This window comes from Devosia nitrariae (assembly GCF_030160115.1).
GTDB lineage: Bacteria > Pseudomonadota > Alphaproteobacteria > Rhizobiales > Devosiaceae > Devosia > Devosia nitrariae.
This window is the reverse complement of the sequence record NZ_BSNS01000034.1, coordinates 98915-109247: the sequence shown is the minus strand read 5'-3', so window position 1 is coordinate 109247 and position 10333 is coordinate 98915. Positions and strand designations below refer to the sequence as shown.

Annotated in this window: 15 protein-coding genes; 11 read left to right on the top strand and 4 right to left on the bottom strand. The window is 64.4% G+C overall.

Annotation, left to right across the window (positions count from 1 at the left end):
• Positions 1-139: 139 nt before the first annotated feature.
• The 3 genes from hslU to hslV form a co-directional block, all read right to left on the bottom strand.
• Positions 140-1453 carry an ATP-dependent protease ATPase subunit HslU gene (hslU, locus tag QQK18_RS27355; protein WP_284343594.1) on the bottom strand — a complete coding sequence of 438 codons (1314 nt, stop codon included), beginning with the start codon at positions 1451-1453 and terminating at the stop codon, positions 140-142.
• A gap of 97 nt (positions 1454-1550) precedes the next feature.
• On the bottom strand, positions 1551-2051 hold the full coding sequence (locus tag QQK18_RS27350; RefSeq protein ID WP_284343593.1) for a GNAT family N-acetyltransferase: 501 nt from the start codon (positions 2049-2051) through the stop codon (positions 1551-1553).
• A complete protein-coding gene (gene hslV, locus QQK18_RS27345) occupies positions 2048-2608 on the bottom strand; it encodes an ATP-dependent protease subunit HslV (RefSeq protein ID WP_284343592.1) in 561 nt (186 codons plus the stop codon). Before hslV ends, QQK18_RS27350 begins: the two co-directional genes overlap by 4 nt.
• Before the next feature lie 166 nt (positions 2609-2774).
• Here hslV and hisB point away from each other — a divergent pair, with 166 nt between their 5' ends.
• The 10 genes from hisB to QQK18_RS27295 all read left to right on the top strand — a co-directional run bounded on the left by hisB (position 2775) and on the right by QQK18_RS27295 (position 9349).
• Complete coding sequence (gene hisB, locus QQK18_RS27340; protein ID WP_284343591.1) at positions 2775-3362, top strand: imidazoleglycerol-phosphate dehydratase HisB; 588 nt, start codon at positions 2775-2777, stop codon at positions 3360-3362.
• Between the two features lie 231 nt (positions 3363-3593).
• The gene (locus tag QQK18_RS27335) at positions 3594-3959 is read left to right on the top strand and encodes a DUF2628 domain-containing protein (RefSeq protein WP_284343590.1); all 366 of its coding nucleotides are present in this window, start codon (positions 3594-3596) and stop codon (positions 3957-3959) included.
• A complete protein-coding gene (gene hisH, locus QQK18_RS27330; RefSeq protein WP_284343589.1) occupies positions 3956-4609 on the top strand; it encodes an imidazole glycerol phosphate synthase subunit HisH in 654 nt (217 codons plus the stop codon). The genes QQK18_RS27335 and hisH overlap by 4 nt, the downstream gene beginning before the upstream one ends.
• A gap of 160 nt (positions 4610-4769) precedes the next feature.
• The gene (gene hisA / locus QQK18_RS27325; protein ID WP_284343588.1) at positions 4770-5501 is read left to right on the top strand and encodes a 1-(5-phosphoribosyl)-5-[(5-phosphoribosylamino)methylideneamino]imidazole-4-carboxamide isomerase; all 732 of its coding nucleotides are present in this window, start codon (positions 4770-4772) and stop codon (positions 5499-5501) included.
• A gap of 2 nt (positions 5502-5503) precedes the next feature.
• Positions 5504-5827, top strand: a complete 324-nt coding sequence (locus tag QQK18_RS27320) for a hypothetical protein (protein ID WP_284343587.1) — start codon at positions 5504-5506, stop codon at positions 5825-5827.
• A 92-nt stretch (positions 5828-5919) separates the two neighbouring features.
• Positions 5920-6720, top strand: coding sequence for an imidazole glycerol phosphate synthase subunit HisF (hisF, locus tag QQK18_RS27315; protein ID WP_284343586.1), 801 nt, complete (start codon positions 5920-5922; stop codon positions 6718-6720).
• An 89-nt stretch (positions 6721-6809) separates the two neighbouring features.
• The gene (locus tag QQK18_RS27310; RefSeq protein WP_284343585.1) at positions 6810-7130 is read left to right on the top strand and encodes a phosphoribosyl-ATP diphosphatase; all 321 of its coding nucleotides are present in this window, start codon (positions 6810-6812) and stop codon (positions 7128-7130) included.
• Positions 7131-7132: 2 nt separating this feature from the next.
• Positions 7133-8083: a type I pantothenate kinase gene (gene coaA / locus QQK18_RS27305; protein WP_284343584.1), complete on the top strand. Its 951-nt coding sequence runs from the start codon at positions 7133-7135 to the stop codon at positions 8081-8083.
• A gap of 109 nt (positions 8084-8192) precedes the next feature.
• Complete coding sequence (locus QQK18_RS27300; RefSeq protein ID WP_284343583.1) at positions 8193-8744, top strand: NADPH-dependent FMN reductase; 552 nt, start codon at positions 8193-8195, stop codon at positions 8742-8744.
• Positions 8744-9349 carry a histidine phosphatase family protein gene (locus QQK18_RS27295; RefSeq protein WP_284343582.1) on the top strand — a complete coding sequence of 202 codons (606 nt, stop codon included), beginning with the start codon at positions 8744-8746 and terminating at the stop codon, positions 9347-9349. The genes QQK18_RS27300 and QQK18_RS27295 overlap by 1 nt, the downstream gene beginning before the upstream one ends.
• Before the next feature lie 15 nt (positions 9350-9364).
• Here the strand turns inward: QQK18_RS27295 and QQK18_RS27290 are convergent, their stop codons facing one another.
• The gene (locus QQK18_RS27290) at positions 9365-9817 is read right to left on the bottom strand and encodes a MarR family transcriptional regulator (RefSeq protein WP_284343581.1); all 453 of its coding nucleotides are present in this window, start codon (positions 9815-9817) and stop codon (positions 9365-9367) included.
• 140 nt (positions 9818-9957) lie between these two features.
• On the opposite strand from QQK18_RS27290, the gene QQK18_RS27285 reads away from it, so the two are divergent.
• Positions 9958-10311 (top strand): DUF4260 family protein, encoded by a 354-nt coding sequence (locus QQK18_RS27285; RefSeq protein WP_284343580.1) that lies wholly within the window; start codon positions 9958-9960, stop codon positions 10309-10311.
• The last annotated feature ends 22 nt before the right edge of the window (positions 10312-10333 follow it).

Sequence of the window (10333 nt, the reverse complement as noted above, 5' to 3'; positions counted from 1 at the left end):
AGGGGAATCCCTAGGTCGATTAAATTGTCACTACGACCTAGAGCGTTTTCAGCAAAAGTGGACACCACTTTTGCGGTTCGAACGCGATGATTCAATAGTTTAGAGCTCCCGCTCCGATACAATCGGAGCAGGAAAAGCTCTAGAGCACGAACTTGGAGAGGTCCGTATCGGCCGCGAGCGCGCCCACGGTCCGCTCGACGAACGCTTTGTCGATGGCGACGGTCTCGCCCGCCTTGTCGGGGGCCTCGAACGAGATGTCTTCGACCAGCCGCTCCATCACTGTCTGCAGGCGTCGCGCTCCGATGTTCTCGACACTGGAATTGACCCTGACCGCCGCGTCGGCGATGGCCTCGATCGCGTCCGTGGTGAAGTCGAGCGTCACGCCTTCGGTCCCCATCAACGCCACATACTGCTTGATCAGGCTGTTGTCGGTCTCGCTGAGGATGCGGATGAAATCCTCGCGGGTCAGGGCCCTCAGTTCCACACGGATCGGCAAACGCCCTTGCAGCTCGGGCAGCAGGTCCGAAGGCTTGGACACGTGGAAGGCGCCCGAAGCGATAAAGAGGATATGATCGGTCTTGACCGGTCCGTACTTGGTCGCAACGGTCGTGCCCTCGATCAAGGGCAGGAGGTCCCGCTGCACGCCTTCGCGCGAGGGCCCGCCGCTGACTCCGCCCTCGCGGGCGGCGACCTTGTCGATCTCGTCGATGAAGACGATGCCGTGGTTCTCGACGAGGTCAATGGCTTCGCTCTTCAACTGCTCCTGGTCGAGCAGCTTGTCGGCCTCTTCGGCAACGAGCAGTTCGTGGGTGTCCTTGACCTTCATCTTGCGCTTGACGCCGCGCTGGCCGAACGCCTTGCCGAACATGTCGGAGAGGTTGATCATGCCGACATTGGCTCCGGGCATGCCGGGAATGTCGAACATGGGCATGCCGCCGGGAGCCGCGGCCATCTCGATCTCGATGTCTTTGTCGTCGAGCTCCCCGCTGCGCAGCTTCTTGCGGAAGGAATCGCGCGTCGAGGGCGTCGCGGATTGGCCGACCAGCGCATCGATCACCCGCTCCTCGGCATTCTGGTGCGCCTGCGCCTCGACGTCCCGGCGCCGCTTGTCGCGCAGCACCGAGATGCCTGCCTCGACGAGGTCGCGCACGATCTGTTCGACGTCGCGCCCGACATAGCCGACCTCGGTGAACTTGGTGGCCTCGACCTTGACGAAGGGCGCCTGGGCGAGCCTGGCGAGCCGGCGCGAGATCTCGGTCTTGCCGACGCCGGTCGGCCCGATCATCAGGATGTTCTTGGGCGTCACTTCCTGGCGCAACTCCGGCGAGAGCTGCTGGCGGCGCCAGCGATTGCGCAGCGCCACGGCGACCGCGCGCTTGGCGTCCTTCTGACCCACGATATTGCGGTCGAGCTCTGAAACGATCTCGCGCGGGGAAAAATTGGTTTCACTCATGTGTGTCGCTTTCTCGCGGTGCCTTGCTGTTGGACCGGTAGGTGTTGTGTGCCGCGTCGCTTCCGCCGAAAACCGGCTTCCACTTTTCGGCGTGCCGCTAACGGTCCAGGAAGCGCACCATCAGGTGTTCGTCGATGAATCGACCGTTCACGAAAAGATAACGCGGTTCGGTTCCGTAGATTTCGAAACCGGCCTTTCTGTAGAGCCGGAGCGCCGGCTCGTTGTGGGTTGCCACCCCCAGATGCACCTGGATGACGTGGTGCCGGGCGTGGTCGAGAAGCCTCTCGACGAGGGCGAGCGCGCAGCCGGTGCCGCGCATTTGCGGGCGCACATATACCTGGACCATCCAGCCCCGGTGCAATTCCTTCTCGCCGTCGTTGCGCATGAAAGCGACGATCCCGGCGAGTTCTCCAGAAGTGGTTTCGGCCGCGAAAAATGCAAGACTGTCGAGGAGCTCCTTGAGCTGTCCGTCGCTCCGCTTGGCAAAGTTTGCGGCCGTCGAGGCAAAGGCTTCCGGATGGTTGACGAGCGCCTCGTGGCGGATCGCCCGATAGGCTCCGACATCATCGCCCGTCAGCCTGCGGATCGCCTGGGTCACGTATTCAGCTCGATCGCTTCCAGCGTCACATTGCCGTTGGTATAGACGCAGATCTGCTCGGCGACCTTCATCGCCCGGCGCGCGATCTCCTCGGCATCGAGCTCCGTCGACTCGGCAAGCGCAAGCGCAGCCGAAAGCGCGTAGTTGCCGCCCGAACCGATGGCAGTCACCTGGTGATCGGGGGTCAGCACGTCACCGGTACCGGTCAAGACCAGCGTCTCGTTCCTGTCGGCAACGATCATCATGGCTTCGAGGCGCCTCAGGTACCGGTCGGTGCGCCAGTCCTTGGCGAGCTCGACGGCCGCGCGCATCAGCTGCTCGGGATACTGCTCGAGTTTGGCTTCGAGCCGTTCGAACAGGGTAAAGGCGTCGGCCGTGGCGCCGGCAAAGCCGCCGATCACCTTGCCGCCGGCCAGCCGGCGCACCTTCTTGGCGCCATGCTTCATCACCGTCTGGCCCATGGAGACCTGCCCGTCGCCGGCGATCACCACCTTGTCGCCCTTGCGCACCGAGACGATGGTTGTCCCGTGCCAGCCGGGGAAATTGCTGTCACTCATCTGGGGGAAAACTCCTGAACTGTTGTCACCTATTTAGGCGCGGTCCGCGCGAATGCAACTTCGGCAACTGTGCGCGCAGCATCAACCGCACTTACCTATTCACTCGATCTTTATCCCTTGGCACGCAAATGCTAAGCACCACGCGCCTGCCTGCAAGGGGAACCCGATGCGCACCGCAGAGATCGTCCGCAAGACCAACGAGACCGACATCGCCGTCAAGGTCAATCTCGATGGCGTCGGCACGCACGACATCGAAACCGGTATCGGCTTTCTCGACCATATGCTCGACCAGCTCGCCCGGCACTCGCTGGTCGACATCACGGTGCGCGCCAAGGGGGACCTCCATATCGATTTCCACCACACCGCCGAGGATGTGGGGATTGCGCTCGGCCAGGCCATCCGCCAGGCGCTCGCCGACAAGACCGGCATCCGCCGTTATGCGAGCTGCGACTTGCCGATGGACGGGACCCTCACCCGCTGCGCCGTCGACGTCTCCGGCCGGCCCTTCCTCGTCTTCAAGGTGGAGTTCACGCGCGACAAGGTCGGCGAGATGGATACCGAGCTCTTCCGCGAGTTCTTCCAGGCCTTCGCCATGAATGCCGGGATCACGCTCCATCTCGAGACCTTCTACGGCGACAACAACCACCATGTCGCCGAGAGCTGCTTCAAGGCGCTCGCCCGGGCCCTGCGCGAGGCCGTCGAGATCGATCCACGCGCCAGCGATCGCGTCCCTTCGACCAAGGGCACGCTGTAGCACTCCTGCTAATCCGGCGAAGGTCCCCTCACCCGTCCCTTGCGTAGCAAGGGCCGACCTCTCCCCGAAGGGGCGAGGTGAACTCGGTGTTCGTGCTTTTATCGTGCACATCCACAGGGTCCCCTCGCCCCTTCGGGGAGAGGGACAGGGTGAGGGGGCCTTTAACCCCTGGGATTTTTGCTCTAAGTGCACCACAGTTGCCGGCCGGAAGCCCGTCATCGGAGACAAGCAATGACCCTCTACGCCATGTTCGAGTCCCGGTTCGGCCGGCCCGATGAAGCCCCCGTCGCGGTCGCCGAGAGCTTCTCCTGGCTCGCGGCGCTCCTCCCGCCGGTGTTCTTCGTTCGACACGGTCTCTGGCTCGAGCTCATCGCTTTCGTTCTCGCGGTCGTCGCTCTCGAATATGCCGGCCTCTATATCGGGTCGGGCGCAGTCTTCTGGCTCTACGTGCTCCTCGCCGCCTGGCTCGGTTTTGCCGCTTCCTCCATCCGGCGGGCAGCTCTCAAGCGCAGCGGTTGGCGCTATCGCGAGGATCTCACCGCTCCTGCCGCCGACACAGCGCGCCTCGTCTGGCTGAAGCTCGGGGCGCCGCGATGAGCGTCGTCGCCATTATCGACTATGGCGCGGGCAATCTGCGCTCGGCGGCCAAGGCCTTCGAGCGGGTCGCCGCGGATCTCGACAACGGACCGCAGATCCTCGTCACCGCCGATCCCGACGCCGTGCGTTCGGCCGACCGCATCATGCTGCCCGGCGTCGGCGCCTTCGCCGACTGCAAGGCCGGGCTCGACGCCGTCTCAGGCATGCGCGAGGCCCTTGAGGAAAAGGTCATCGGCAGGGGCACGCCTTTTCTCGGGGTGTGCGTCGGCATGCAGCTTATGGCCGACGAGGGCCGCGAGAAGGTGGTGACCCCCGGCCTCGGCTGGATCGCCGGTGCAGTCGAGAAGCTGACGCCGGCCAATCCGGACCTGAAGATCCCGCACATGGGCTGGAACACCCTGTCCTTCACCCGCCCGCACCCCCTGCTCGCCGGCATCGCCGATGGACCGCAGGGCCTCCATGCCTATTTCGTCCACTCCTATCACCTCAAGACCGCCGATGACTCGACGCTTTTCGCCACCGCGGACTATGGCGGTCCGGTGACCGCGTGCGTTGGCCGCAATAATTTGTTCGGCACGCAGTTCCACCCGGAAAAGAGCCAGGCCCTGGGTTTGAAGCTGATCGAAAACTTTCTGAAGTGGGCACCATGATTGTGCGTTCCTTGAGGTTCCCCCTCCCGACCTTCCCCACAAGGGGGGAGGTGGGATGCTGTGTATGTGGCGCTATTGAGCGTGAGCCACCGACCGGACACCTCCCCCATGATGGGGGAGGATGGGAGGGGGTGGAGCCAGGCGCGCGGAGCTACGCCGGATGATTCTCTTTCCTGCCATCGACCTCAAGGACGGCCAGTGCGTGCGTTTGAAGCTCGGCGACATGGCGCAAGCGACCGTCTTCAATGATGATCCCGCCGCCCAGGCCAAGAGCTTCGAGGATCAGGGCTTCGAGTATCTTCACGTCGTCGACCTCAACGGCGCCTTCGCCGGCGAGAGCGTCAACGGCAAGGCGGTCGATGCGATCCTCGACGCAGTGCGCCTGCCCGTCCAGCTCGGCGGCGGCATCCGCACCCTCGACCATGTCGAGGCATGGCTTGACAAGGGCCTTGCCCGCGTGATCCTCGGAACTGTCGCCGTGCGTGACCCGGCTCTGGTGAAGGAAGCCGCCCGGCGCTTTCCCGGCCAGGTTGCCGTCGGTATCGACGCGCGCGGCGGCATGGTCGCCGTCGAGGGCTGGGCGGAGACCTCGGAGCTTTCGGTGATCGAGCTCGCCAGGCGCTTCGAAGGCGCAGGGGTGGCCGCGATCATCTATACCGACATCGATCGCGACGGCATCCTTGCCGGCATCAACTGGCCGGCAAGCCTCGAATTGGCCCGCGCGGTTTCCATTCCGATCATCGCCTCGGGCGGTCTTGCTTCGATGGCTGACATCGAGACGATGACGCGGCCCGAATACCAGGTACTGGAAGGCGCCATCTCCGGACGCGCCCTCTATGACGGGCGCATTGATTCACGTGAAGCACTGGCCATGCTGAAGGCCGCGGTGTGAGCGTGGCGGGGACCAAACGCCGGCGGTTCCCGTGGATCGTCTATGTGCTTGTCCTTGTCCTCATTCTCGCCTTCGCCCTCTCGCCGGTGGCGAGTGTGGCGATTGCCGGCTGGCTGGCTGAGGCCAATGGTTGCGATCTCGACGAGGGCAGCATCCATGTCTGCATGATCGGTGACGGCGACTGGGGCCCGACGCTCTATACCATGTTCGTCATGGGCTGGTTCATGCTGGCGACCTTGCCGATGGGTGCGATGGGGCTGGCCATCTGGCTCCTCGTCCTTGTCGCCCACTATCTTGTCTGGCGTCGCCGGCAGCGGGTCGCGTGACCGGGATTTCACAGACGACGCCGGATCGCCTATATACTCCGTCAGCCGCACCGGCGCCCAGTCGGCGTGATTATCCACGCGGAGCCCTGTTCATGAGTTTGAAGACCCGCATCATCCCCTGTCTCGACGTCAAGGACGGCCGCGTCGTCAAGGGCGTCAACTTCGTCGATCTTATCGATGCCGGCGATCCGGTAGAGGCGGCCATCGCTTACGACGCGGCCGGGGCTGACGAACTCTGCTTCCTCGACATCACCGCCAGCCACGAGAACCGCGACACCATCTTCGACGTTGTCGCGCGCACCGCCGAGCACTGTTTCATGCCGGTGACCGTCGGCGGTGGGGTGCGCACTATCGAGGATATCCGCAAGCTCCTGCTCTCGGGCGCCGACAAGGTCTCGATCAATTCGGCGGCGGTCAACGCCCCCGATTTCATCGCCCGGGCCGCCGACAAGTTCGGCAACCAGTGCATCGTCGTCTCCGTCGATGCCAAGAAGCGCCTCTTCCAAGCGGTCGGCGGCGACAACCGGTCCGAATGGGAGATCTTCACCCATGGTGGGCGCAACCCGACCGGGCTCGACGCCGTCGAGTTCGCCACGCGTATGGTCGAGCTGGGCGCTGGCGAGCTCCTCGTCACCTCCATGGACCGAGACGGCACCAAGGCCGGGTTCGACCTCGCGCTGACCCGCGAGATCGCCGATGCGGTCGATGTGCCGGTCATCGCGTCGGGCGGCGTCGGCACCCTTGACCACCTGGTCGACGGCGTGCGCGAGGGACATGCCAGTGCCGTGCTCGCCGCCTCCATCTTCCACTTCGGCACCTTTACCATCGGCGAGGCCAAGCAGTACCTTGCCGACCATGGCATCCCGGTGCGCATGGACAAGCTCGCTGCGTGAGACCAAAGAAGCGCGTGACGGTTTCCGCCGATTTTGCTCTAACCCCTCCATGACCATCCTGTGACCCCGGCAAGAAGGGGATAGCCAGCATGTCCTTCACCCTCGAAGACCTCGAAGCGCGCATTGCCGTGCGCGCCGCCGCCTCGCCCGAAGAGAGCTACACGGCTAAGCTCCTAGCGCGGGGCGTCGCCAAATGTGCCCAAAAGCTCGGCGAGGAGGCGACCGAGGCGGTGATCGCCGCCGTCACCGGCGACAAGCCCGAGCTCGTCAAGGAAGCGGCCGATGTGCTCTACCACCTCACCGTCGTGCTGCGCGCCGCCGATGTGCCGCTGGCGCAGGTCATGGCCGAGCTCGAAACCCGCACCGCCCAATCAGGCCTTGCCGAAAAAGCCGCCCGCAAGCCGGAGTGAAGATGGATAAGAGCGCCTCGGGGTTTCGGCCCTACCACCATTTCACCAAGGCCGAGTGGAGCAAGCTGCGCGACGGCGAACTGATGACGCTGAACGAGGCCGATCTCGAGCGGCTGCGTTCGCTCTCCGATCCGATCTCCCTCAAGGAGGCCGAAGAGATCTATCTGCCCTTGACGCGCCTCCTCTCGTTTTACGTCGAGGCGGTCCAGGGTCTGCATTCAGTCTCGACCCGCTTCCTCGGCCGACCCGTCGAGAAGGTGCCGTTCATCATCGGAGTTGCCGGATCGGTCGCCGTCGGCAAGTCCACCACTGCCCGTATCCTGCAGGCCCTGCTCACCCGCTGGCCGTCCTCGCCCAAGGTCGATCTCGTCACGACCGACGGCTTCCTCTACCCCAATGCCGTGCTCGAGGAGCGCGGGCTGATGCAAAGGAAGGGCTTTCCCGAGAGTTACGACCGCGCCCGCTTCGTTTCGTTCCTCGCCGATATCAAGTCGGGCAAGCCCAATGTCGCATCGCCCGTCTATTCCCACCTCGTCTATGACGTCGTGCCGGGGGCAGAGGTCATTGTCGACCGGCCGGACATCCTCATCGTCGAGGGCCTCAACATCCTCCAGCCCGGTGAGCTGCCCAAGACCGGCAAGTCCATCCTCTTCGCTTCCGATTTCATCGACTTTTCCGTCTATATCGACGCCGACGAAGACGACCTCTTCGACTGGTTCATGGTACGCTTCTTCCGGCTGCGCGAGACGGCCTTCCGCGATCCGTCCTCCTTCTTCCACCGCTTCAGCCAATTGAGCGAGGAAGAGGCCCGCGCCTATGGGCGGCGTGTCTGGGAGACGATCAACCTCAAGAACCTCAAGGACAACGTGCAGCCGACACGCGGGCGTGCCGACCTGATCCTCAAGAAAGGAAAAAGCCATCTCATCGAAGAGGTGCGGCTGCGCCGGGTGTGACCGGACGACCTATCGCGCATGTTCAAAGCACCGTTCACCCTGGCGCACTTGTTCGGTGTGGACGAACAGGGCAAGAAGGTTGTCCCTTTAAACGCCGCTGGGAACATCCATGCCGACCGCCCTCACACTCTCCGGTTCCATCCGCCAGGGCTCGTGGAACCGCATTCTGCAAAAGCATGTGGGCAGGAAGCTGGCGCAAGCCGGGGTCGATGTCAGCGAGCTCGACCTTGCCGATTTCGACATGCCGCTCTTCAACGAGGACTTCGAGCCCGACAACGTGCCCGAGGCGGCCGTGCGCCTCGCCGAACTCTGGCGCACTCACGATATCGTCTTTATCGCGACACCTGAGTACAATGGCGGGGTCGCGCCCTTGACCGTCAACATGGTCACCTGGCTCTCCCGTCAGAGGCCTAGCCCCTTCCGGCACGCCGTCTTCGGTATCGGCGGCGTGTCATCGGGCAAGTACGGCACCATCTGGTCCCTCTCGCACCTGCGTGATTCGCTGACCAAAGTCGGCACCCTGATCGTCCCGACCCTTCTCGGCATCGGTCCAGCCGAAGAGGCGTTCGATGAGAACGGCGATCCGGTTGAGCCCGCTATCATCCGCAAGGTCGATACCATGGTCAAAGAGCTGACCCAGTTCAGCCGCGGCAGCGCCTGATGGCCCGCGCGCTCTACATCACTCACCCGCAGGTCGTGATCGACCCGGCGGTGCCGACTCCGCGCTGGGGCCTCTCCGATCGCGGTCGCGAGCGGGCGCAGGCCTTCGCCGCCCGCAACATCCTGCCCGCCAACGCCGCGATCTTTTCCAGCACCGAAGCCAAGGCGATGGAACTCGCGCGGATCATCGCCGCGCCGATCGGCGCGCGCATCGCCTTCGACGAGGCCATGGGCGAGAACGACCGCTCGGCAACCGGCTACATGGAGCCGCAGCGCTTCGAGGAAACCGCCGACCGCTTCTTTGCTCATCCCGATGAGAGCATCGAGGGCTGGGAGCGCGCACGCGACGCGCAAGCCCGCATCGTTGCCGCCGTTCGCCGCGCTTTGGCAACGGTGCCCGACGGCGCGATCACCGTCTTTTGCGGCCACGGCGCGGTCGGAACTCTGCTCAAATGCCATTGCGGCGGTCGCGCAATCGCCCGCGATGAGGATCAGCGCCGCATGGCCGATCCCGGCGGTGGCAATGCCTTCGTCTTCGATCTTGCCGTCCCTGCCCTCGTCTGCGACTGGGTGGCGATGGAAGCCCTCGATCCGGCGTTACTATGACGCCATAGCAGGGGATTACCGGCCGTCAGCGGTCTCCGGCAGCCACGCCGCGAGCCCGAAGAGGTCGACCGCGTCGGTCAGCGCCGCGGTTAAGGCATCTAGCCGCGCCGGATCGGTCGTTTCCGCTCGCAGGCGCACCGGCCCGGCTTTAGGCGCGTTCTCCAGCACTTCCCGGCCCTTGTCGGTCATCGCTACCATCCGCGCCCGCCGGTCCTCCGGGTTGGAGCGCACGGTGACGAGCTCCATCCGGCGCATCTCGTCGACCGCCTGACCCAACGTTGCCGCATGCATCACCAGGGCCTTGCGCAGGGCCGCAAGCGGCAACGCCGGCCGTTCGGAAAGAATGACGAGGATTGAGAGCTGCAGCGGCGTCACCCCGAATGCCCTGCGCAAAGCATTGCCGTATTCGGCATAGGCGCGCTCGAGGCGGAGCCACGCAACGGTCGCGGAAAGGGCTTGGGCCTGCATGAAAGATACTATGGTGCCATAAGAACGAGAAGGCGCCTTGGTAAGCGCGCTCGTGCGCGATGTCCAGCGGTGCCGAGTGAGGCCAGGTGACTTTCCGCCGCCTGCCGCTATTGTTACTGCAAAGAGCAAAGGGGGACGGCATGAGCGCGAATGGCGGCAATGGCTACGTGACGGGCATGGCGCGCGAGATCGTGCGGGCGGAGGGGCTCGCGGTCTTTCTCGCGGCGACCATCGGTTTCTTCTTCGACGGCGGCGCCTGGTGGCTTTACCTGGTGCTGTTCCTTGCCCCCGACCTCTCTTTCCTCGCCTATGCGGCCGGAACCAGGCTCGGTGCCGTCGCCTACAACGTCTTCCACTCTTATGCTTTGCCCGTGCTGCTGGCGCTGGCCGGGTGGTCCCTCGGGTCCGACGGCCTCAAATATCCGACCGCCTTCGGCCACACGCATCTCGGACCCGTCGGTAGGGCAAAGGCCGGGCTTTCTATGCCTTCATAGCACCCCCGGGGGATTGCGCCCC

Coding starts and splice junctions, on each gene's coding strand:
- hisF (WP_284343586.1), top strand. CDS start 5,920: ATGAGTTTGAAGACCCGCATCATCCCCTGTCTCGACGTCAAGGACGGC.
- coaA (WP_284343584.1), top strand. CDS start 7,133: ATGGATAAGAGCGCCTCGGGGTTTCGGCCCTACCACCATTTCACCAAG.
- hisA (WP_284343588.1), top strand. CDS start 4,770: ATGATTCTCTTTCCTGCCATCGACCTCAAGGACGGCCAGTGCGTGCGT.
- QQK18_RS27285 (WP_284343580.1), top strand. CDS start 9,958: ATGAGCGCGAATGGCGGCAATGGCTACGTGACGGGCATGGCGCGCGAG.
- hslU (WP_284343594.1), bottom strand. CDS start 1,453: ATGAGTGAAACCAATTTTTCCCCGCGCGAGATCGTTTCAGAGCTCGAC.
- QQK18_RS27295 (WP_284343582.1), top strand. CDS start 8,744: ATGGCCCGCGCGCTCTACATCACTCACCCGCAGGTCGTGATCGACCCG.
- hisB (WP_284343591.1), top strand. CDS start 2,775: ATGCGCACCGCAGAGATCGTCCGCAAGACCAACGAGACCGACATCGCC.
- QQK18_RS27290 (WP_284343581.1), bottom strand. CDS start 9,817: ATGCAGGCCCAAGCCCTTTCCGCGACCGTTGCGTGGCTCCGCCTCGAG.
- hisH (WP_284343589.1), top strand. CDS start 3,956: ATGAGCGTCGTCGCCATTATCGACTATGGCGCGGGCAATCTGCGCTCG.
- hslV (WP_284343592.1), bottom strand. CDS start 2,608: ATGAGTGACAGCAATTTCCCCGGCTGGCACGGGACAACCATCGTCTCG.
- QQK18_RS27310 (WP_284343585.1), top strand. CDS start 6,810: ATGTCCTTCACCCTCGAAGACCTCGAAGCGCGCATTGCCGTGCGCGCC.
- QQK18_RS27300 (WP_284343583.1), top strand. CDS start 8,193: ATGCCGACCGCCCTCACACTCTCCGGTTCCATCCGCCAGGGCTCGTGG.
- QQK18_RS27335 (WP_284343590.1), top strand. CDS start 3,594: ATGACCCTCTACGCCATGTTCGAGTCCCGGTTCGGCCGGCCCGATGAA.